19 protein-coding genes are annotated in these 20,402 nt (G+C 70.6%); 12 read left to right on the forward strand and 7 right to left on the reverse strand.

The genetic code is table 11. The features are described 5' to 3' along the window. Positions 1 to 210: 210 nt before the first annotated feature. On the forward strand, positions 211 to 777 hold the full coding sequence (locus tag JOC24_RS12240; protein ID WP_205020248.1) for a hypothetical protein: 567 nt from the start codon (positions 211 to 213) through the stop codon (positions 775 to 777). A 60-nt stretch (positions 778 to 837) separates the two neighbouring features. Here the strand turns inward: JOC24_RS12240 and JOC24_RS12245 are convergent, their stop codons facing one another. Further along, the gene (locus tag JOC24_RS12245; RefSeq protein ID WP_205020249.1) at positions 838 to 1,221 is read right to left on the reverse strand and encodes a winged helix-turn-helix transcriptional regulator; all 384 of its coding nucleotides are present in this window, start codon (positions 1,219 to 1,221) and stop codon (positions 838 to 840) included. A 127-nt stretch (positions 1,222 to 1,348) separates the two neighbouring features. Between JOC24_RS12245 and JOC24_RS12250 the strand changes: the two genes are divergently transcribed. Together JOC24_RS12250 and JOC24_RS12255 are read left to right on the forward strand one after the other, a co-directional pair. Beyond that, positions 1,349 to 1,756, forward strand: a complete 408-nt coding sequence (locus JOC24_RS12250) for a RidA family protein (RefSeq protein ID WP_205020250.1) — start codon at positions 1,349 to 1,351, stop codon at positions 1,754 to 1,756. A gap of 73 nt (positions 1,757 to 1,829) precedes the next feature. Continuing rightward, the gene (locus tag JOC24_RS12255) at positions 1,830 to 2,171 is read left to right on the forward strand and encodes a hypothetical protein (RefSeq protein ID WP_239580315.1); all 342 of its coding nucleotides are present in this window, start codon (positions 1,830 to 1,832) and stop codon (positions 2,169 to 2,171) included. A gap of 308 nt (positions 2,172 to 2,479) precedes the next feature. Here the strand turns inward: JOC24_RS12255 and JOC24_RS12260 are convergent, their stop codons facing one another. Beyond that, positions 2,480 to 3,115 carry an SMI1/KNR4 family protein gene (locus tag JOC24_RS12260; protein ID WP_205020251.1) on the reverse strand — a complete coding sequence of 212 codons (636 nt, stop codon included), beginning with the start codon at positions 3,113 to 3,115 and terminating at the stop codon, positions 2,480 to 2,482. Between the two features lie 71 nt (positions 3,116 to 3,186). On the opposite strand from JOC24_RS12260, the gene JOC24_RS12265 reads away from it, so the two are divergent. Further along, the gene (locus tag JOC24_RS12265; RefSeq protein ID WP_205020252.1) at positions 3,187 to 3,435 is read left to right on the forward strand and encodes a hypothetical protein; all 249 of its coding nucleotides are present in this window, start codon (positions 3,187 to 3,189) and stop codon (positions 3,433 to 3,435) included. 315 nt (positions 3,436 to 3,750) lie between these two features. Here the strand turns inward: JOC24_RS12265 and JOC24_RS12270 are convergent, their stop codons facing one another. Together JOC24_RS12270 and JOC24_RS12275 are read right to left on the reverse strand one after the other, a co-directional pair. After that, positions 3,751 to 4,008 carry a Txe/YoeB family addiction module toxin gene (locus JOC24_RS12270; protein ID WP_205020253.1) on the reverse strand — a complete coding sequence of 86 codons (258 nt, stop codon included), beginning with the start codon at positions 4,006 to 4,008 and terminating at the stop codon, positions 3,751 to 3,753. Then, positions 4,005 to 4,274 carry a type II toxin-antitoxin system Phd/YefM family antitoxin gene (locus tag JOC24_RS12275; RefSeq protein ID WP_205020254.1) on the reverse strand — a complete coding sequence of 90 codons (270 nt, stop codon included), beginning with the start codon at positions 4,272 to 4,274 and terminating at the stop codon, positions 4,005 to 4,007. Before JOC24_RS12275 ends, JOC24_RS12270 begins: the two co-directional genes overlap by 4 nt. Positions 4,275 to 4,376: 102 nt before the next feature. On the opposite strand from JOC24_RS12275, the gene JOC24_RS12280 reads away from it, so the two are divergent. Both JOC24_RS12280 and JOC24_RS12285 read left to right on the forward strand, forming a co-directional pair. Beyond that, the gene (locus tag JOC24_RS12280; protein ID WP_205020255.1) at positions 4,377 to 6,608 is read left to right on the forward strand and encodes an SF1B family DNA helicase RecD2; all 2,232 of its coding nucleotides are present in this window, start codon (positions 4,377 to 4,379) and stop codon (positions 6,606 to 6,608) included. A 197-nt stretch (positions 6,609 to 6,805) separates the two neighbouring features. Further along, entirely contained in the window at positions 6,806 to 8,104 is a 1,299-nt protein-coding gene (locus JOC24_RS12285; protein WP_073746777.1) for a citrate synthase, read from the forward strand. Between the two features lie 530 nt (positions 8,105 to 8,634). Here JOC24_RS12285 and JOC24_RS12290 read toward each other — a convergent pair. Together JOC24_RS12290 and JOC24_RS12295 are read right to left on the reverse strand one after the other, a co-directional pair. Next, positions 8,635 to 11,082, reverse strand: coding sequence for a heavy metal translocating P-type ATPase (locus JOC24_RS12290; protein ID WP_205020256.1), 2,448 nt, complete (start codon positions 11,080 to 11,082; stop codon positions 8,635 to 8,637). Between the two features lie 106 nt (positions 11,083 to 11,188). Further along, on the reverse strand, positions 11,189 to 11,494 hold the full coding sequence (locus JOC24_RS12295) for a heavy-metal-associated domain-containing protein (protein ID WP_205020257.1): 306 nt from the start codon (positions 11,492 to 11,494) through the stop codon (positions 11,189 to 11,191). Positions 11,495 to 11,810: 316 nt separating this feature from the next. Here JOC24_RS12295 and JOC24_RS12300 point away from each other — a divergent pair, with 316 nt between their 5' ends. Beyond that, positions 11,811 to 12,863 (forward strand): zinc-dependent alcohol dehydrogenase family protein, encoded by a 1,053-nt coding sequence (locus JOC24_RS12300; protein ID WP_205020258.1) that lies wholly within the window; start codon positions 11,811 to 11,813, stop codon positions 12,861 to 12,863. 166 nt (positions 12,864 to 13,029) lie between these two features. On the opposite strand, the gene JOC24_RS12305 is transcribed toward JOC24_RS12300, so the two are convergent. Continuing rightward, positions 13,030 to 13,956 carry a sugar phosphate isomerase/epimerase family protein gene (locus JOC24_RS12305; RefSeq protein WP_205020259.1) on the reverse strand — a complete coding sequence of 309 codons (927 nt, stop codon included), beginning with the start codon at positions 13,954 to 13,956 and terminating at the stop codon, positions 13,030 to 13,032. A gap of 204 nt (positions 13,957 to 14,160) precedes the next feature. On the opposite strand from JOC24_RS12305, the gene iolC reads away from it, so the two are divergent. From iolC to JOC24_RS12330, 5 genes are read left to right on the forward strand one after another with little or no spacing between them, the layout of a single operon-like run. After that, the gene (gene iolC, locus JOC24_RS12310) at positions 14,161 to 15,171 is read left to right on the forward strand and encodes a 5-dehydro-2-deoxygluconokinase (protein ID WP_205020260.1); all 1,011 of its coding nucleotides are present in this window, start codon (positions 14,161 to 14,163) and stop codon (positions 15,169 to 15,171) included. Continuing rightward, positions 15,168 to 16,058 (forward strand): Cgl0159 family (beta/alpha)8-fold protein, encoded by an 891-nt coding sequence (locus JOC24_RS12315; protein ID WP_205020261.1) that lies wholly within the window; start codon positions 15,168 to 15,170, stop codon positions 16,056 to 16,058. The genes iolC and JOC24_RS12315 overlap by 4 nt, the downstream gene beginning before the upstream one ends. Before the next feature lie 30 nt (positions 16,059 to 16,088). Then, positions 16,089 to 16,973 (forward strand): 5-deoxy-glucuronate isomerase, encoded by an 885-nt coding sequence (gene iolB, locus JOC24_RS12320; RefSeq protein ID WP_205020262.1) that lies wholly within the window; start codon positions 16,089 to 16,091, stop codon positions 16,971 to 16,973. Then, positions 16,970 to 18,883 (forward strand): 3D-(3,5/4)-trihydroxycyclohexane-1,2-dione acylhydrolase (decyclizing), encoded by a 1,914-nt coding sequence (gene iolD / locus JOC24_RS12325; RefSeq protein ID WP_205020263.1) that lies wholly within the window; start codon positions 16,970 to 16,972, stop codon positions 18,881 to 18,883. The genes iolB and iolD overlap by 4 nt, the downstream gene beginning before the upstream one ends. A 14-nt stretch (positions 18,884 to 18,897) precedes the next feature. Then, positions 18,898 to 20,397: a CoA-acylating methylmalonate-semialdehyde dehydrogenase gene (locus JOC24_RS12330; protein ID WP_205020264.1), complete on the forward strand. Its 1,500-nt coding sequence runs from the start codon at positions 18,898 to 18,900 to the stop codon at positions 20,395 to 20,397. Positions 20,398 to 20,402: the final 5 nt, after the last annotated feature.

Consider the following 20,402-nt stretch of genomic DNA (forward strand, 5'->3'; position numbering starts at 1 on the left):
GGGGTCCGGGGGGATTCGGGAAGCCCGACGGAGGGGGAAAGCGAGGGGGGTCCGGCCTTATGGCCGGGCCCCATTCCGCTTCCCGGGCCGTGCTCCCGCTGGACCGCCCGAGGCTGACCGCCGCGCCGGTGTCCCGCGCCGTCCCCGTCGAGGGCCCAGGTGCACGACGCCCCGGAGCGGCCCGGTCGTCGGTCTGGAAGGATCTCCGGAATGACCAGAGATCTCCCGACCACCTACCGGCGCATGGGCGCGCTCCTCCACGAGACCGGAATGGTGTCCGAGGAGAAGATGCGCGGCGTTCTCGATGACGCCGCCACCTACGCGGACGCCGAGCTGGACCAGTACGCGGCTGCTCATGCCCTGGAGAGCTTCGGCGTGGCGGTCTCGGTCCACGCCGACGACATCGACTCCATCCACGAGGGCTACAGGGGCCTGCTGGCGGACGCCGTCGAGGCCGCCGGTGGCGAGGTGGCCATCACCGACGTCCGGATCGTCGAGGGGGAGGGCGGGTTCGAGGGCGGCCGCCTCGATGCCGTCGAGTTCGAGAGGGACGGCAGGGTCGTGTCCATCCCGGCCGAGCACTTCGCGGCGGACTACTACGACCACGATGCGGCCTGCCGGGCCATCGCCGAGACCGCCCACGGCGACGACCCTCGCTCATGGCGCAATGCCGGCTTCGCACGGGAGCCGGGCGTCGGATACGACAGCATCATGGTTCTCGCCACCCCCGAGCAGAGGGAAGCGCTCCACCAGCACCTGGGGCTGACGTTTCCCTGAGCGGAGGGTGACCGGGGTCCCGAGGCCGCCGCGGGAATCCGCGCGCCCCCGTCCGTGTCCTCAGCCGCCGTCGAAACCGCTCCGGGCCGCCTCGATGTGGCCGATGTTCCGGTGGGTCCACTCGCACATCACGTCAACCGTCCTCCGCAGCCCCTGACCCGGCTCGGTGAGCGTGTACTCGACCTTCGGCGGGACCGTCGGATACACGGTCCGCCCGACGAGGCCGTTGCGCTCCAGCATGCGCAGGTTCTGGGTGAGCATCTTGTGGCTGATCCCCTCGACGGCGCTCCGCAGCTCACTGAAGCGCAGGGTGCGGTCACCGAGAGCCTCGATGATCAGGAGCGCCCACTTGTTGGCGACGTCGGAGAAGATCTCCCGCGCCAGCGAATCCGCGCGCCTCAGGTCGGCCTGCTCCTCGGGCGAACCGCTGAACTGCTTGGTCACCTTCTGGTTCCCCTGTCACTGAAAAGTGCGTTCTTCCACGTCAGCGCTCACTCTCCTACGGTTCCTGAGTAACCACAAGAGAGCACGCGTCGACCCGTCCGGGCTGCGCGGCAAGGAGGCGGACAGCATGGCCATCACTCTGACCAACCCCACGGGACTGCCGGAGATCGACGTCTACCGGCAGGTGTCCGTCGCGACCGGATCGAAGCTGGTCTTCGTGGCCGGACAGGTCGCCTGGGGCGCCGACGGCGTCACGGTCGGCGAGGGCGACCTGTCGGCCCAGGTCGAGCAGTGCTACGTCAACGTCGCCACCGCGCTGGCGGGCGTCGGCGCCTCCTTCGACGACGTCGCGAAACTGAACGTCCACGTCGTCGACTGGACGCCCGACAAGATGCCCCTCCTCCTGGAGGGGATCTCCCGGGCGTCCGCCCGGCTGGGGACGACCACGGCACCGCCGGCAACGCTGCTCGGCGTCGCCGCGCTGGACGTCCCCGAGCACCTGGTCGAGATCGAGGCCACGGCGGTCATCGACTGAGGCGGCGGGGAATCCGCCCCCACCCGCCGGGGACGAGGGGCCGCTCCGCCAACTCCGTCCGACTGCCGGGCCGGTGGGGCGGGCCCGCAACATCGCGGTGTGGAACGTCGGCGGGTCCTCCGCCAACGCCCCACTGCACGACGGGGGTTCGACGAGCGGCAACGCCAAGTGGGCCCCGAGCTGGACGGCTCTCGCCGCAGACGGCAAGAACAACTACATAGGCAGTTCGAAGCAGGGCGCCCCGTACATGACGGGCTTCGCCATGAACGTCGGTAAGGGCGGCGTCTGCCACACGGCCAAAATGGGCAACGGCGGCTGGGGCAGGCAGTACTGCAAGAACAGCCGACCCGAGTACATGTTCGTCGGTACCACCGACAACAAGGGCTGGTTCGAGGCCGTGAAGCTCACGGTGTGACCCACCGGGCTTCGGCCCACGAGGCGGAGCCGCCTGGAATTCGCTGGCACCAGGGGGCTCCGCCGCGTCCGGCCCCGAAGGACGCGGGCCGGGCCGGAGTGACCGCCAGGAGCGCGCCGTCGCTCGCACCGCTGTCGTTTCGCGTGCTGAACACCCGGACACATCGCCCACCTCCCACAGAGGAAGTCCGCGTCAGGCAGTGGTGAACCCATCGTGGCGGTGGGGCGGTGTTTCTCGACCACTCCGCAGGCGAAGGGCCTGAGGGGAGGAGCGGTCTCCCGGTCGCCGGGGTGCCGGGGCGCCGGTGGTCAGGCTTCGATCTCCCACTCGACGCAGTGGTGGCCCGACTCGTGTTCGTAGGTCGACGGCCGGTAGTACAGGAAGGGGGAACCCGTCTCCAGGGAGTCGGCCAGGGACCGGAAGAGCTCTGCCGGACCGGTGGCCCAGAGCGTGCCGTCGAGGTCTCCCGACCCGATGCCCATCTCGTACACGTGCCCGTACGAAGGTCCCCGGCGGTGATCGACGAAGGCGACGCCCCCGTCGTTGGGCAGGGCGATCGGCACGCACAGGTGCAGATTCACAGCCAGTTCCTCGTCCTCCCACAGATCGGCTTCGATGTTGCTCTCGCCGACGCCCACGAGGATCTCGTGCATCATCACCATGTCCTCCACACCGCTCAGGCGGTGCCCCAACGGCAGAAACGATCCGGCGGGCAGGGGGGACGAACCCGGCTCGGCAACAGGCGGTGCCGCGCCGTCGTGAAGCTCCAGAAGTCTCCTCAGCTCCGGGTGCAGGGCGAAGCCCAGCCGCGATTCCAGCCCGGCTATCGCCTCGGGGGCCGCCGGCCCTCTCAAGGCCGCTCGATCGGCGGGTGAATGCGCCGAAAGCCATGACTCGAAGCGAGCCCACTCGTGATCGAACGCAGCGGTGTCCATCTGTGTCATGCGCCGAAGGTAGACGCCGGCACTGACAGTCCCACGCCTTGCCCTCGGCTCGCTGCTGGGCGCACAGTCCTGTGAGGACGGCCTACGGAACAGCCAAGCAGTCCGTCGAGCTCTGGCGCATCGCCACGGACCGGGGACAGCACGACAAGGCGGCCGAAGTCGTGCGGGTCGCGTGGAACCGGCCTCTACCCGACGTGCTGGTCGGGATGTTCTACCAGCCGGACCACCCGGCAGCCGCCCTGCTCTTCGATGGCGAGGAAGAGACCCTCGACCTGCTGCGGGACCCGGCTCTGCGCGAGGCATTCCTCTCGCAAGCCTGAATGCAGCTGGGAGGCCCGTGCCCTCGGTCAGGGGGCCTTCATCAGGTTACGGAGGCTGCCGACGAGCGCGTGTACGTCCCGTTCGGCTGGCAATTCGGCGGACGAGGCGGGTGCGGTGTCTGGGGAGGGTGCCCGGCAGGGGCGGCAGAGACCGTACGTCACCATCACGGACCGGCGCAACAAGATCACCCATGACGATCTGCTGGACGGGGACCGGAAGCAGCGGCGCCCCTCACGGAGCACGACTCACGGACGCCATCGACTGGATCGACCGCATCGCCCTTGCCGTGGCCCACGTGCTCGACGCCTGAGAGATCAGCTGTAGTGGTAGCGGGCTTGCACGACGATCAGCTCGGACTCCGTCGCCTTGTAGACCAGGCGGTGCTCGTCGTCGATGCGCCGTGACCAGTAACCCCTGAGGTCACCTCTGAGAGGTTCCGGCTTGCCGATGCCGTCGAACGGGTCTCGCAACGTGTCGCTGATCAGCTTGTTGATGCGCCGAGTCATTCGCCGGTCGCCGTTGGACCAGAAGGTGTAATCGGACCAGCCGCCCGAGGTGAACGCGAGTTTCACTCGTCGTCCTCGGCGTCCGGGAGATCCACGAGTTCGCGGTACTCCGTCTTGCCGGCCTCGACCTCTGCGATGGACTCCAAGAGCCGACGTGCGTTGGCCGGCGAGCGCATCAGGTAGATGGTCTCCTGCCAGGATGCGAAGTCCTCCTCGGACATGAGGACAGCATTCCCCTTGCGAGAGGTGATGTGTACGGGAGCGTGATCCTCGTTGACTTTTTCGATCAGAGGGAAGAGGTGCTTTCTGGCTTCGCTGGCCGTTATCGACATGACAGATCTCTTCCTGCGCGACCTACTGGTACCACGCATGGTACCAGTAGGTCCTTGCGGGCGCGGTCCCGCGATGTCAGCCCTGCCCGGTACCGTCGACCCATGTCCAACACGGCCGTGCTCGAAGGCGTCCTGGAGCGCATCACCTACGCCAACGAGGAGAACGGGTACACCGTCGCCCGCGTCGACACCGGCCGTGGTGCGGGTGATCTGCTCACCGTCGTCGGCTCGCTGCTCGGTGCGCAGCCCGGCGAGTCACTGCGCATGGAAGGCCGTTGGGGCTCCCACCCGCAGTTCGGGAGGCAGTTCACCGTCGAGAACTACACGACGATCCTCCCGGCCACGATCCAGGGCATCCGCCGCTACCTCGGCTCCGGCCTGATCAAGGGCATCGGCCCCGTGATGGCCGACCGCATCACCACTCACTTCGGCGTCGACACCCTGGACATCATCGAGCAGCAGCCCAAGAGGCTCGTCGAGGTGCCCGGGCTCGGCCCGAAGCGGACGAAGATGATCGCCGCGGCCTGGGAGGAACAGAAGGCGATCAAGGAGGTGATGGTCTTCCTGCAGACCGTCGGCGTCTCCACCTCCATCGCCGTCCGCATCTACAAGAAGTACGAGGACGCCTCGATCTCCGTCGTGAAGAACCAGCCGTACCGGCTGGCGGCCGACGTCTGGGGCATCGGGTTCCTCACCGCAGACCGGATCGCCCAGGCCGTCGGAATCCCGCACGACAGTCCTGAGCGGGTCAAGGCCGGGCTCCAGTACGCCCTGTCGCAGTCCACCGACCAGGGGCACTGCTTCCTGCCCGAGGAGCGGCTGATCGCCGACGGGGTGAAGCTGCTCCAGGTCGACACCGGGCTCGTCATCGACTGCCTGGCCGAGCTCGCGCAGGACCCGGAGGGCGTCGTCCGGGAGAAGGTGCCGGGCCCCGAGGACGGGCAGCCCGTCACCGCCGTGTACCTGGTGCCCTTCCATCGCGCCGAGATCTCCCTCGCCGCCCAGGTGCAGCGTCTGTTGCGTACGCCGGAGGACCGGATGCCGGCCTTCCAGGACGTCGACTGGGACAAGGCGCTGGCCTGGCTCGCGCGGCGTACGGGCGCCACGCTGGCCCCCGAGCAGGAGGCGGCCGTCCGGCTCGCGCTCAGCAAGAAGGTCGCCGTCCTCACCGGCGGTCCCGGCTGCGGGAAGTCGTTCACCGTCCGCTCCGTGGTCGAGCTGGCCCGTGCCCGGAACGCGAAGGTGGTGCTGGCCGCCCCCACCGGACGGGCCGCTAAACGGCTCTCGGAGCTGACCGGGGCCGAGGCGTCGACCGTGCACCGGCTGCTGGAACTCAAGCCCGGCGGGGACGCCGCGTACGACCGTGACCGGCCGCTGGACGCCGATCTGGTCGTCGTCGACGAGGCCTCGATGCTCGATCTGCTCCTCGCCAACAAGCTGGTCAAGGCGGTGGCACCGGGTGCACACCTGCTGCTGGTCGGGGATGTGGACCAGCTGCCCTCGGTCGGCGCGGGGGAGGTGCTGCGCGATCTGCTCGCCGAGGGGGGCCCGGTTCCCGCGGTCCGGCTGACCACGATCTTCCGGCAGGCCCAGAAGTCCGGCGTCGTCACGAACGCCCACCGCATCAACTCCGGGGTACCGCCGCTGACCCAGGGGCTGGACGACTTCTTCCTGTTCGTGGAGGACGAGACGGAGGACGCCGGAGTGCTCGCCGTGGACGTGGCGGCCCGTCGCATCCCGGCCAAGTTCGGTCTCAACCCCCGCCGGGACGTGCAGGTCCTCGCCCCGATGCACCGAGGCCCGGCCGGTGCCGGTCATCTCAACGGACTGCTCCAGCAGGCCATCACCCCCGGGCGCCCGGGTCTGCCCGAGAAGCGGTTCGGAGGCCGGGTCTTCCGGGTAGGCGACAAGGTGACTCAGATCAGGAACAACTATGACAAGGGGGAGAACGGAGTCTTCAACGGCACGGTCGGGGTCGTCACCTCACTCGACGCGGACGAACAGACGCTGACCGTCCTCACGGACGAGGACGAGGAGATCTCGTACGAATTCGACGAACTGGACGAACTGGCCCATGCCTACGCGATGACCATCCACCGCTCGCAGGGCAGCGAGTATCCGGCGGTCGTCATCCCCGTCACCACCAGCGCCTGGATGATGCTCCAGCGGAACCTGTTGTACACCGCGGTGACCAGGGCCAAGAAGCTCGTCGTGCTGGTCGGTTCACGTAAGGCCATCGGGCAGGCCGTCCGCACCGTTTCCGCTGGCAGGCGCTGCACGGCGCTGGATTTCCGGCTGCGGGGCGTGATGATCGAAGACTTCCCGGAAAAATGATCGATCAAAACGGTGGGAAACATCACTGAGCCCTTCCGGAACCGGAGGGGAGGGGGCAGGATGAGAAAGTTGGCGGCACTCAGTGCCGTCGGTAGGTCCAATGGACGACCCCGAGTGCACTCTCCTGCGCCAAATGGGGGAGGGTGGAGACAGTCAGGGCACCTCGAAGAAGAGGCACTACGTCGGTGAGGGATGACGTGAGCGAGCACACCAACAACGCTGTAGTACTGCGGTACGGCGATGACGAGTACACCTACCCGGTGATCGACAGCACCGTCGGCGACAAGGGCTTCGATATCGGGAAGCTCCGGGCCAATACGGGCCTGGTCACGCTGGACAGCGGATACGGCAACACAGCCGCGTATAAATCCGCCATCACCTACCTCGACGGCGAGCAGGGCATCCTGCGGTACCGCGGATACCCGATCGAGCAGCTCGCCGAGAGCTCGACGTTCCTCGAGGTCGCGTACACGCTGATCAACGGTGACCTCCCGAAGGTCGACGAGCTGTCGGCCTTCAAGAACGAGATCACCCAGCACACGCTGCTGCACGAGGACGTCAAGCGCTTCTTCGACGGCTTCCCGCGCGACGCCCACCCGATGGCCATGCTGTCCTCGGTCGTCAGCGCGCTGTCCACCTTCTACCAGGACAGCCACAACCCGTTCGACGAGGAGCAGCGCCACCTCTCGACGATCCGGCTGCTGGCCAAGCTTCCGACGATCGCGGCGTACGCGTACAAGAAGTCGATCGGTCACCCGTTCGTCTACCCGCGTAACGACCTCGGCTACGTCGAGAACTTCCTGCGCATGACCTTCTCCGTGCCGGCCCAGGAGTACGTGCCGGACCCGGTCGTCGTCTCGGCGCTGGAGAAGCTGCTCATCCTGCACGCGGACCACGAGCAGAACTGTTCGACCTCCACCGTGCGCCTGGTCGGTTCCTCGCAGGCGAACATGTTCGCCTCGATCTCCGCCGGCATCTCGGCCCTGTGGGGCCCGCTGCACGGTGGCGCCAACCAGTCGGTCCTGGAGATGCTCGAAGGCATCCAGGCCAACGGTGGCGACGTCGACTCCTTCATCCAGAAGGTGAAGAACAAGGAGGACGGCGTCCGCCTGATGGGCTTCGGCCACCGGGTGTACAAGTCCTTCGACCCCCGCGCCAAGATCATCAAGGCTGCCGCGCACGACGTGCTGTCCTCGCTCGGCAAGTCCGACGAGCTGCTCGACATCGCGCTCAAGCTGGAGGAGCACGCGCTGTCCGACGAGTACTTCGTCTCGCGCAACCTCTACCCCAACGTGGACTTCTACACGGGCCTGATCTACCGCGCCATGGGCTTCCCGACCGAGATGTTCACCGTGCTGTTCGCGCTCGGCCGGCTCCCCGGCTGGATCGCGCAGTGGCACGAGATGATCAAGGAGCCGGGATCCCGCATCGGCCGCCCGCGCCAGATCTACACCGGCGAGGTCCTGCGCGACTTCGTCCCGGTCGAGGGCCGCTGAAGCTCAGGCGCCTCTGCCGCACCCCGGCCGCCGGGCCGGGCATCCTTCGCCCCGCGTACCGCGCTCACGCAGTCAGAGCGCGGTGTCCGGGGCGATTCGGCGTTCCGGACGCCTTGTCCCGGTGCGACCTTGCCTCCGTGAGGCCGTGTGCCGTGGTCGTGCGGCGCGTGTCGAAAGCGAGAAACGCCCCGCCGTCGATCCCCCCACGGGTCGACGGACAGGGCGTTTCCCATATCCCGGAGCGGATTCCCCCCACGGGATCCGGCCGGGCGTCTGAAGGGAGCCTGAACTCCCGTTGTCATACAGGTGGTGCGTATTCGGTTCGGTCCTGCTGTGCGACTGCCGGGGTACGTACGGGAGGGCCGCTCAAGCTCCCCGGTGCACGTGCCCCGGCCTGCGTGTGCCAGGAGCGTCCCCCAAGACACTCCATCGGACGTCCCCCAAGACATCCTTTGCATCGCACTCTTAGACTCACCAACCCATCAGATGGTTACCCTCGAATCGGTGTGATCTAAGTCTCTTTGTAGAAATTATGTGAAGGAGCGCAACCTCAGGCTGTTCGCGACGACGAAGACCGACGAGAACGCCATTGCCGCACCCGCGATCATGGGGCTGAGCAGCCCGAACGCAGCGAGAGGCAGGGCGGCCACGTTGTAGCCGAAGGCCCAGAAGAGGTTGCTTCTGATGGTGCACAGAGTACGCCTCGACAGGCGGATGGCGGCAGGGGCAACCTTGAGATCTCCACGAACCAGCGTGAGGTCGCCCGCCTCGATCGCCGCATCGGCTCCGGTCCCCATCGACAGGCCCAGATCGGCCACGGCGAGGGCGGCCGCGTCGTTGACGCCGTCGCCGACCATCGCGACGGCCCGGCCCTCGGCCTGAAGACGCCGTACGACCTCGGCCTTGTCCTGCGGCAGGACCTCCGCGTGGACCGCGTCGATCCCGACCTCGCGGGCCACGGCCTGCGCCGCGGCCAGGTTGTCGCCGGTCAGCAGAATCGGCTCGAGCCCCAGGGCGCGGAGCTCCGCGACGGCCTCCGCGCTGGTCTCCTTCACCGTGTCCGAGACCTCCAGCACACCTCTGGCCTCCCCGTCCCAGGCCACGACGACGGTCGTACACCCCTCGGTCGCGGCCCGGGCCAGGGCGGCGACCAGGGAGGGCGGGAGCGTGATCCGCGCATCCGTGAGGAGCTGTGGCCGTCCGGCCAGCACGCGGTGTCCCTCGACGGTGCCGCGCACCCCGAGGCCGGGGACGTCGGTGAAGTCCGCCGGTGCGGACGGCGCCGCGCCGGTGCGGGCGGCCGCCCCGGCGGCGACCGCGCGGGCCACGGGGTGCCCGGAGGCGTGCTCGACGGCCCCGGCGAGACGGAGCAGGTCCGCCTCGGCCGTGCCGGGCGCGGTGTGGACGCGTCCGAGGGCCATACGGCCGGTGGTGACCGTGCCGGTCTTGTCGAGGACGACCGTGTCGATCCTCCGGGCGGTCTCCAGCACCTCGGGGCCCTTGATGAGGATGCCGAGCTGCGCGCCGCGTCCTGTGCCGGCCATGAGGGCCGTGGGTGTGGCGAGGCCCAGGGCGCAGGGGCAGGCGATGATCAGCACGGCCACGGCGGCGGTGAACGAGGCGGTGATGTCGTCGGTGGCGAGCAGCCGCACGACCAGTGTCACCAGGGCGATCAGAAGCACCACGGGCACGAAGACCGCGGAGATCCGGTCCGCGAGACGTTGCGCGGCGGCCTTGCCGCTCTGTGCGTCCTCGACGAGCCTCGACATCCGGGCCAGCTGTGTGTCGGCCCCGACACGGGTGGCCTCGACGACCAGCCGTCCGGACATGTTGAGGGTGGCGCCGGTGACGGAGTCGCCGGGTGCGGCGTCCACCGGGAGCGACTCCCCGGTGAGCATGGAGACGTCGACGGCCGAAGATCCCTCGACGACCGTGCCGTCGGTGGCGATCTTCTCGCCGGGCCGCACGACGAAGCGGTCGCCGACGAGGAGCCGGCCGACGGGCATGCGCACCTCCGAGAGGGAGCGCTGCCCACCGCCTCCCGCTTCCGTCGCGGTTCCCGCTTCGGTGCGCAGGACCGTGACGTCCTTCGCGCCGAGGTGCAGCAGCGCACGCAGGGCGGAGCCGGCCTTCCGCTTCGACCGGGCCTCCAGGTAGCGGCCGAGCAGGATGAAGCCGATGACTCCGGCCGCGACCTCCAGGTAGACGGTCGAGGAGGGGGTTGACCCGGACGCGGTGACGTCGAAGCCGTGCCGCATCTCCGGCATGCCCGCGTCGCCGAGGAACAGGGCCCACAGCGACCAGCCGAAGGCCGCGAGCGTGCCGATCGACACCAGGGTGTCCATCGTCGCCGCGCCGTGCCTCAGGTTGGCCCAGGCGGCGCGGTGGAAGGGCAGGCCGCCCCAGACGACGACGGGGGATGCGAGGGTGAGGGAGAGCCACTGCCAGTTGTCGAACTGCAGGGCGGGGATCATCGCCAGCAGGACGACCGGTGCGGCCAGGACCGCCGAGACCCGCAGGCGCTGCCGGAGCGCGGAGAGGCCGTCATCGGCCGTCCGCCCGTACGCGTCGTGGGGGCCGCCGTCCGTGTGTCCGGTGGCGTGGCCGGAGTTCCCCGGCGTGTGCCCGGTGGCGTCGCGGGAGTCCTCGGCTCCGCCGTCCCGGTCGGCGGGCCCGGTGCGTGACCGGGCCGTGTCCCCCTGCCCCCGGGGGTGTGGCGCGGGTGCGGGGCGGATGACGTGGCGAGCCGTGTATCCGGTCTTCTCCACGGTCGCGACCAAATCCTCGAGGGTGGTTCCGGCGCCGTGGGAGACGCGGGCCTTCTCGGTCGCGTAGTTGACGGTGGCGGTGACGCCGTCCATCCGGTTGAGCTTCTTCTCGACGCGGGCCGCGCACGAGGCGCAGGTCATTCCGCCGATGGTGAGCTCGGTGTCGGAGGTTTCCGGCGCCGGGGCCTCGGCTGCCGTGGTGCTGGCCATGTGTGCGGACTCCTGGGTCGGGCAGTCGGGCCGTTTCCCCTCCAGTATCCGCTTCCCCCCGGGGACGGAACCGGCCCGACGGGAAGCGCGGGGCCGCTGCCGGCTCTCAGGCGCGGCCCACGAGCTCGTAGCCGGCCTCGTCGACGGCGGCGCGTACGGCGTCGTCGGCCAGCGGGGCCGCGGAGTCGATGGTCACCCGGCCGGTGGCTGCATCCGCCTTCACGGAGGTGACTCCCTCGATGCCGGAGACCTCCTCGGAGACCGCCCCTTCGCAGTGGCCGCAGGTCATGCCCTTCACCTCGTAGACCGTGGTGACGCCCGAGGCCCGGCCGTCGGCCGCACCGTCGTCGCAGGAACCGGTGGACGAGCAGCAGGAGCCGGAGGTCCGGGGCGTGTCGGTCTCGGCGGTCATGACGTTCTCCTCTTCGCAGACACATGCAGACGTGACGGGCGGGGCACGAGAGCGCACCGTGGGACCCGGTGCGCCGTCCGCCTCGGCCCACTATACCCCTAGGGGGTATTAATGCGCTCTCTGCCGTCACTCCATCGGGCGTGTCGCGCATCGAAGGGCCGGGGGCGCGGTGCGTCGTCGTTCCAACTCCACGGTGTGGGCATCCTGTTCGGTCCGGGGGAGCGGGCCGGGAGACGGGACGAGATCACCGCCGGGGCGTAGATTCGCCGGATCGAAGGGCCGGACGGTGAGAGCCGGACCACGGGAGGCGGGGCCGATGCGGGCAGTGGTGTTCGAGGGGTTCGGACAGGAGGCCAGGGTCCGCGACCTGCCGGATCCCACTCCCCCGGCCGGTGGAGTGGTGGTCCGGGTGGAGGCCACGGGGCTGTGCCGAAGCGACTGGCACGGCTGGATGGGCCACGACCCCGACATCGTCCTCCCGCACGTACCCGGGCACGAACTGGCCGGCGTGGTCGAGGAAACGGGCCCCGGCGTGCACAACTGGCGCCCCGGTGACCGGGTCACCGTGCCCTTCGTCTGTGCGTGCGGCCGGTGCTCCGCCTGCGCCGCCGGCGCCCAGCAGGTCTGTGAGCGGCAGACTCAGCCGGGCTTCACCCACTGGGGCTCCTTCGCCCAGTACGTGGCGCTGGAGCATGCCGACGTCAATCTCGTCGCCTTGCCGGAGGGGCTGTCGTACGCCACGGCGGCCGGACTCGGATGCCGGTTCGCCACGGCGTTCAGGGCCGTGGTCGGGCAGGGGCGGGTGGCGCCGGGCGAGTGGGTCGCCGTGCACGGCTGCGGCGGGGTCGGGCTGTCGGCCGTGATGATCGCGGTGGCGTGCGGAGCCCGGGTCGTCGCGGTCGACGTGTCGCAGCGGGCCCTGGAGCTGGCGCGGGCATTCGGCGCGTCCGTCTGCGTGGATGCCTCCGCACACCCTGCCGGGGCGGACGGGGCCGTACGCGAACTCACCGGCGGGGGCGCTGCTCTGTCGCTCGACGCGCTGGGCTCCCCGGTGACCTGCGCCGCCTCGGTGCGGAGCCTGCGCAGGCAGGGCCGCCACGTCCAGGTCGGACTGCTGCCGTCGGCGGCCGGTGACCCCGTCGTCCCCATGGCGCGGGTGATCGCGCTCGAGCTGGAGATCCTCGGCAGCCACGGGATGGCCGCCCACGACTACCCGCCGATGATGGACATGGTCCTGGTCGGCACCCTGCGGCCGGATCTGCTGGTGACCTCCACCATCGCGCTGGACGCCGCACCGGCGGCCCTCGCCGCCATGGGCACCGCGCCCGGAGCGGGCGTCACGATCATCGAACCATCGGGGAAGACGTGAGCGCGCGGACGGCGCCGACGTACCGGCAGGGCCTTCCGAGCCGGACCTCGTCGGGAGGCGTCAGCGGCCCGTGTTCGCGGTACGAGCGGATCGTGTCCGGCTCGACCTGGATGCGCGCCGGCAGGCGTGACGGGGAAGTGGCCGCTGCGGCGGAAGAGGGCCGGGCTCAGGAGGAGGGCCGCGCGGGCCCGCAGATGCGTAGGAACTCGCGGGTACGTCGCGCGATGGGCAGCGGCTTGTCGGGCGGGCAGGGGTACATGTCCTGCTCGACGATGGCGAACAGGTCGGTGCCCAGGGCGCGCGCCGCGTCCAGTACGGGTTCCAGCGCGGGTACGCCGCCCGGTGGCTCGCACATCACACCGCGCGCCACGGCCGGACCGAACGGCACCTCGTTCGCCACCACGTCGGCGAGCACCGCGGGGTCGACCTGCTTGAGGTGCAGATAGCCGATCCGCTCGCCGTACGTCCTGATGAGCTTCACGCTGTCCCCGCCGCAGTAGGCGTAGTGGCCGGTGTCGAGACAGAGCGAGACGAGGTCGGGGTCGGTGGCGTCGAGGAAGCGGTTGACGTTCTCCTCGCTGTCGATGTGCGTGTCCGCGTGCGGGTGCACCACGACGCGCAGTCCGTAGTGATCCCGGACCTCGCGGGCCAGGCGTTCCGTCTGGGTGGTGAGCTCACGCCACTGCGCGGCGGTGAGCGTGCGGTCCTCCAGCACCTCACCCGTCTTGTCGTCCCGCCAGAACGACGGGATGACCACCAGGTGTCCGGCACCCATCGCCCGGGTGAGTGCCGCGATGCCGGCGACATGCTCCCAGGTCCGGTCCCAGACCGCCGGGCCGTGGTGCAATCCGGTGAAGACCGTGCCCGCGGAGACGGCCAGGTTCCGGCGGGCGGTCTCGTCCGCGAGCCGGGCGGGATCGGTCGGCAGGTAGCCGTACGGGCCGAGTTCGATCCACTCGTAGCCCGCCTCGGAGACCTCGTCGAGGAATCGCTCCCAGGGCACCTGCTGCGGATCGTCGGGGAACCACACCCCCCACGAATCGGGTGCCGAGCCGATGCGGATGCGGGCCGGAGAGGGCACGGAGGAGGTCATATCGCCCACCCTCCAGCGCCCCGGAGAGAGTGTCAAGAGTTCGTCCGAATGTCCGGACAAAGTGTTGACAGGGTTCCGGGTGGGGGTTAGACCTGGGAACGGTCCGGGCCGCGGCCGACCCCCGGGGCGACGGGCCGGGACGACTGGCGGGGACGACCGGCGGGACCACGGGCCTGGCCTGAGCGCCGGGTCGAAGGGATGCGTATGCCTGAGCCGTACGACGTGATCACCATGGGGCGGATCGGGGTGGACATCTACCCGCTGCAGACCGGCGTTCCACTGGCCCGGGTGGAGACCTTCGGGAAGTTCCTCGGCGGCTCACCGTCCAACGTGGCGGTGGCCGCCGCCCGGCTGGGACGGCGCACGGCTGTGATCACGCGGACCGGTCAGGACGCCTTCGGCGACTACCTCCACCAGGCGCTGGGGGAGTTCGGGGTGGACGACCGGTGGGTGAGCGCCGTGGCGGAGTACCCGACGCCGGTCACCTTCTGCGAGATCTTCCCTCCCGACCACTTCCCGCTCTACTTCTACCGGCAGCCCAAGGCGCCCGACCTGGAGATCCACGGCGGGGAGCTCGACCTGGACGCGGTGCGGGCGGCCCGCGTCTTCTGGATGACCGGCACCGGCCTGTGCGCCGAACCCAGTCGCACCGCGACCCTCACCGCACTCCGGGCCCGCGGCGCCGCACAGGCACCGGACCGGTCCGGCCTCCCGCGCGTCACCGTCTTCGACCTCGACTGGCGCCCCATGTTCTGGGGCGAAGGCGACGACGGAGCCGCCCGCGCCCACTACCGCGAGGCGCTCGCCCACGCCACGGTCGCCGTCGGCAACCTCGACGAGTGCGAGGTCGCCACGGGAGAGCGCGAACCCCACGCAGCCGCGCGTGCCCTGCTCGCCGCCGGTCCCGAACTCGCCGTCGTCAAGCAGGGGCCGGCCGGCGTCCTCGCCGTCCACCGCGACGGGACCACCGCCGAGATCCCGCCCCTCCCCGTCGACGTCGTCAACGGGCTGGGTGCCGGGGACGCCTTCGGCGGCGCCCTCTGCCACGGGCTCCTCGCCGGCTGGGACACCGCACGCGTCATGCGCTACGCCAACGCGGCCGGGGCCATCGTCGCCTCCCGCCTCGCGTGTTCGTCCGCGATGCCGTACCCGCACGAGGTCGAACAGGCCCTCGTCGACGGCGTGGCCGGCGCAACCCCGGGCCCGACCCCGTGACCCCGCCCGCCGCGGCCGGCGTCGCCGACCTCGTCCGGCTCCGAGCCCACCGCCCCGAGGCCGTCGCCGAGGCGGCCGCAGCCCGCCGCAGGCGGCCCCTCGTCGGCCCCACCGGACGTCTGATGATCATCGCCGCGGACCACCCGGCCCGCGGCGCCCTCGCCGTCGGTGACGACGACCTGGCCATGGCCGACCGTTTCGTCCTGCTCGAACGCCTCTGCACAGCCCTCTCCCGCCCCGGCGTCGACGGCGTGCTCGCGGGCGCCGACGTCCTGGAGGACCTGCTGCTCCTCGGCGCGCTGGAGGACAAGGTCGTCATGGGTTCCATGAACCGCGGCGGGCTCGCGGGAGCCGCCTTCGAACTCGACGACCGGTTCACCGGCCACCGCCCGGTGGACCTCTCCCGGCAGGGCTTCGACGCGGGCAAGCTGCTGCTGCGGATCGACCACGGCGACCCCGGCTCCCTGGACACCCTGCACACCGCCGCCCGCACCGTGACCGCCATGGCCGCCCACCGGCTGCCCGTCTTCATCGAACCGTTCCTCTGCCGGCGCACCCCGGAGGGGATCCGCACCGACCTGGGGGCCGCCGCCGTCACCACCTCCATCGCCATCGCCTCGGGCCTGGGCGGCACGTCCGCGTACACCTGGCTCAAGGTCCCCGTGACCGACGATCCCGGCGACATGGACCGGGTGATGCGTGCCTCGACCCTCCCCGCCGTCCTGCTCGGCGGTGAGGTCACGGGAGACCCGGACGCGACGTACGAGAAGTGGCGCGGCGCGCTGCGGCTCCCGACCGTCCGGGGGCTGGTGGTCGGGCGTTCGCTGCTCTACCCCGCCGACGGCGACGTGGCGGGCGCGGTCGACACGGCCGTAGGGCTCCTGTGAACGGGCGGGACGACGGGTAGGGATCGAGCCATGACGACGAGCGACGAGCAGCAGCGGTACCACCTCAAGGCCGGTGAGGCCGCGCACGGCCCCTACGCCCTCGACATCGACCCGGAGCGGGCCGGGTGGGAGCGGTCGGGTCTGCGCGTCCTGGAGCTCGGGCCAGGAGGTGTTCATACCCTCGTAACCGGGGAAAGTGAATGGATCATCCTGCCGTTGTCCGGTGGCTGTACGGTGCAGGCAGCAGGTGAGATCTTCGAACTGCTGGGCAGGAAAGACGTGTTCAGCGCGGTGACCGATTTCGCCTATGTCCCACGCGACACCACCGCCCAGATCGCCTCCGGCGCAGGAGGCCGCTTCGCCCTGGCAGGAGCGAAGTGCGAGCGACGACTCCCCGCTCGCTACGGCCCCGCGCCGGAGGTACCGGTCGAGATCCGCGGCGCCGGCACCTGCTCGCGCCAGGTGAACAACTTCGCCGCCGCCGACACCTTCGACTGCGACCGGCTCATCGCCGTCGAGGTGCTCACCCCCGGCGGCAACTGGTCCTCGTACCCGCCGCACAAGCACGACGAGCACCACCCCGGCACCGAGTCCGTGCTCGAGGAGATCTACTACTTCGAGGTCGAGGGCGACGGCCTCGGCTACCACCGGGTGTCGCCCTCCCGCGAGGGCGGAACGGACGTACTCGCGGAAGTCGCCACGGGGGACGCCGTCCTCATCCCCGACGGCTGGCACGGCCCGTCCATCGCCCCGCCCGGCCGCACCCTGTACTACCTGAACGTCATGGCCGGCCCGGGCGAGCAGCGCGAGTGGCTCATCCGTGACCACCCCGACCACCGCTGGATCCGCGACACATGGCCCGGGCAGCCCGCGGACCCACGACTCCCCTTCCACGGTCCGGAGGCCGCCCGGTGACCACACCACGCCGCACCACCGACGAGGCCGCACCCACCCGCAGGCTCACCACGGCCCAGGCCCTCATCGCGTTCCTCGCCCGCCAGTACACCGAGCGCGACGGCCGCCGTCACCGTCTGATCAACGCCACCTGGGGCATCTTCGGCCACGGCAACGTCGCGGGCGTCGGGCAGGCGCTCGTCGAGGCGGGCCCCGCGATGCCGTACCTCCAGGGCCGCAGCGAACAGGCCATGGTGCACGCCGCCGTCGGGTACGCCCGCCAGTCGAACCGGCTCTCCGCCCACGCGGTCACCACCTCCATCGGCCCCGGTGCCACCAACCTCGTCACCGGAGCCGCGCTGGCGACCGTCAACCACCTGCCCGTGCTGCTGCTGCCAGGAGACACCTTCGCGACCCGGCCCGCCGACCCGGTGCTCCAGCAGCTCGAAGTGCCGCACACGGGCGACGTGTCGGTCAACGACTGCCTGCGCCCCGTGTCCCGCTACTTCGACCGGATCACCCGCCCCGAGGCGCTGATCCCGGCGGCCCTCCAGGCCATGCGCACCCTCGCCGACCCGGCGGACACCGGCGCCGTCACTCTCGCGCTGCCGCAGGACGTGCAGGCCGAGGCGTACGACTGGCCGGAGGAGTTCTTCGCGACGCGCGTCTGGAACGTACGCAGGCCGGGCCCCGACGCCCAGGAACTCGACCAGGCCGTCCGCGCGGTGCGTGCGGCCCGACGGCCCCTGATCGTCGCCGGCGGCGGCGTCCACCACAGCGCCGCCGAGGAGGCCCTCGCCGCGTTCGCCGCCGCCACCCGCATCCCCGTCGCCTCCACCCAGGCCGGCAAGGGGTCCCTGCGCCACGACCACCCCGCCGACGTGGGCGGCATCGGCCACACCGGCACCGCCACCGCCGACGCGCTCGCCCGCGAGGCGGACCTGGTCATCGGAATCGGCACCCGTTACACCGACTTCACGACCGCCTCCGGCACCCTCTTCGCCGACCCGGCCGTCCGCTTCCTCAACCTCAACATCACCGGATTCGACGCCCACAAGCTCGCCGCCCTCCCCCTCGTCGCGGACGCCCGCACCGCGATCGAGGCGCTCGGCGAGGCCCTCGGAGCACGCGGGCACCGAGTCGACCCCGCCTACGAGAGCGCGTACACCGACGCCAAGGACCGCTGGGAGCGGCGCGTCGACGCGGCCTACGCCACCGCCGACCCGGACGCCCGCCCCACCCAGACCCAGGTCCTCGGGCTGCTGGACGAGCTGGTCACGGAGGACGACGTCCTGATCAACGCCGCCGGCTCCCTCCCCGGCGACCTCCACAAGCTGTGGCGGGCCCGCTCCCCCCGTCAGTACCACGTCGAATACGGCTACTCCTGCATGGGATACGAGATCCCCGCCGCCCTCGGGGTCCAGCTCGCGGCGCCGGACCGGCCCGTCTGGGCCCTCGTCGGCGACGGCACGTACCTGATGAACCCGACCGAGATCGTCACCGCCGTGCAGGAGGGCCTGCCCGTCAAGCTCGTCATCCTGCAGAACCACGGCTACGCGTCCATCGGCGGCCTCTCCGAGTCCGTCGGCGCCGAACGCTTCGGCACCGCCTACCGGCACCGCACCGCCGAGGGCTCGTTCACCGGCCCCCCGCTGCCCGTCGACCTCGCCGCCAACGCGGCCTCGCTCGGCATGCGGGTGCTGCGTGCCGGGACGGTGGGCGAGCTGCGCCGCGCCCTGGCCGAGGCACGCGACGCGGACCGCCCTACTTGTGTCTACGTCGAGACCGAAACGGCAGACACAGTGTCGGGGCCCCCTGCGGCACAGGCGTGGTGGGATGTTCCCGTAGCCGAAACCGCGACCCGCCCGTCGGCGGTCGAGGCCAGGGAAGAGTACGACCGGCAGACCGCAGCCCGACGCCGCCACCTGTGAAGGAGACACCCGTCATGAAGACCGTCAACCACTGGATCGGTGGCAGGACCGTCGAGGGCACGTCGGGCAACCACGGGCCGGTCACCGACCCGGCGACCGGCGCGGTCACGACCCGGGTGGCGCTCGCCTCCACCGAGGAGGTCGACGCCGCGGTCTCCGCCGCGAGGACGGCGTACGAGACGTGGGGCACCTCCTCGCTCTCCGCCCGCACCGCGGTCCTCTTCCGCTACCGCGCCCTGCTCGACGCCCACCGGGACGAGATCGCCGCGCTGATCACCGCCGAACACGGCAAGGTGCACTCCGACGCGCTCGGCGAGGTCGCCCGCGGTCTGGAGATCGTGGAGCTGGCCTGCGGCATCACCACGCAGCTCAAGGGCGAGCTGTCGACCGAGGTCTCCAGCCGGGTCGACGTCTCCTCGATCCGGCAGCCGCTCGGCGTCGTCGCGGGCATCACACCGTTCAACTTCCCGGCCATGGTGCCGATGTGGATGTTCCCGCTGGCCATCGCCTGCGGTAACACCTTCGTCCTGAAGCCCAGCGAGAAGGACCCGTCGGCCGCCAACCTGCTGGCCGAGCTGGCAGCGGAGGCGGGGCTGCCCGACGGCGTGCTGAACGTCCTGCACGGTGACAAGGTCGCCGTGGACGGACTCCTCGCCCACCCCGACGTCGCCGCCGTCTCCTTCGTCGGCTCCACCCCCGTCGCCCGCTACATCCACGCCACCGCCTCAGCCAACGGCAAGCGCGTCCAGGCACTCGGCGGGGCGAAGAACCACATGCTGGTGCTCCCGGACGCAGACCTGGACGCCGCGGCCGACGCCGCGGTCTCGGCCGCGTACGGCTCCGCCGGTGAGCGCTGCATGGCCATCTCGGCGGTCGTCGCGGTGAGTTCCGTCGCGGACGAGCTCGTCGCGAAGATCCGCGAGCGCGCCGAGAAGATCACGATCGGCCCCGGCACGGACCCCACGTCCGAGATGGGCCCGCTGATCACCGCCGCCCACCGGGACAAGGTCGCCTCCTACGTCACCGGCGCCGCCGCGCAGGGCGCCGACGTCGTGCTCGACGGCACCGGCCACACGGTCGAGGGCTTCGAGGACGGCCACTGGATCGGCCTGTCCCTCCTGGACAACGTCTCCACCGACTCCGACGCCTACCGCGACGAGATCTTCGGCCCGGTCCTGTGTGTCCTTCGCGTAGACACGTACGAGGACGGCGTCGCCCTCATGAACGCCTCGCCCTTCGGCAACGGCACCGCGATCTTCACCCGCGACGGCGGCGCCGCCCGCCGTTTCCAGCTGGAGATCGAGGCCGGCATGGTCGGCGTCAACGTCCCGATCCCGGTGCCCGTGGGCTACCACTCCTTCGGCGGCTGGAAGGACTCCCTCTTCGGCGACCACCACATCTACGGCAACGACGGCGTGCACTTCTACACCCGCGGCAAGGTCGTCACCACCCGCTGGCCCGACCCCGCCGACGCCCCCGCGGGCGTGGACCTCGGCTTCCCCCGCAACCACTGAGGTCT

Source organism: Streptomyces sp. HB132 (assembly GCF_016909575.1).
GTDB lineage: Bacteria > Actinomycetota > Actinomycetes > Streptomycetales > Streptomycetaceae > Streptomyces.

What these genes read in the sequence shown, in the direction of transcription:
- JOC24_RS12240 (WP_205020248.1), top strand. Translation starts at nt 211, where the DNA reads ATGACCAGAGATCTCCCGACCACCTACCGGCGCATGGGCGCGCTCCTC.
- JOC24_RS12250 (WP_205020250.1), top strand. Translation starts at nt 1,349, where the DNA reads ATGGCCATCACTCTGACCAACCCCACGGGACTGCCGGAGATCGACGTC.
- JOC24_RS12260 (WP_205020251.1), bottom strand. Translation starts at nt 3,115, where the DNA reads ATGACACAGATGGACACCGCTGCGTTCGATCACGAGTGGGCTCGCTTC.
- JOC24_RS12275 (WP_205020254.1), bottom strand. Translation starts at nt 4,274, where the DNA reads ATGTCGATAACGGCCAGCGAAGCCAGAAAGCACCTCTTCCCTCTGATC.
- JOC24_RS12280 (WP_205020255.1), top strand. Translation starts at nt 4,377, where the DNA reads ATGTCCAACACGGCCGTGCTCGAAGGCGTCCTGGAGCGCATCACCTAC.
- JOC24_RS12290 (WP_205020256.1), bottom strand. Translation starts at nt 11,082, where the DNA reads ATGGCCAGCACCACGGCAGCCGAGGCCCCGGCGCCGGAAACCTCCGAC.
- JOC24_RS12295 (WP_205020257.1), bottom strand. Translation starts at nt 11,494, where the DNA reads ATGACCGCCGAGACCGACACGCCCCGGACCTCCGGCTCCTGCTGCTCG.
- JOC24_RS12300 (WP_205020258.1), top strand. Translation starts at nt 11,811, where the DNA reads ATGCGGGCAGTGGTGTTCGAGGGGTTCGGACAGGAGGCCAGGGTCCGC.
- JOC24_RS12305 (WP_205020259.1), bottom strand. Translation starts at nt 13,956, where the DNA reads ATGACCTCCTCCGTGCCCTCTCCGGCCCGCATCCGCATCGGCTCGGCA.
- iolC (WP_205020260.1), top strand. Translation starts at nt 14,161, where the DNA reads ATGCCTGAGCCGTACGACGTGATCACCATGGGGCGGATCGGGGTGGAC.
- iolB (WP_205020262.1), top strand. Translation starts at nt 16,089, where the DNA reads ATGACGACGAGCGACGAGCAGCAGCGGTACCACCTCAAGGCCGGTGAG.
- JOC24_RS12330 (WP_205020264.1), top strand. Translation starts at nt 18,898, where the DNA reads ATGAAGACCGTCAACCACTGGATCGGTGGCAGGACCGTCGAGGGCACG.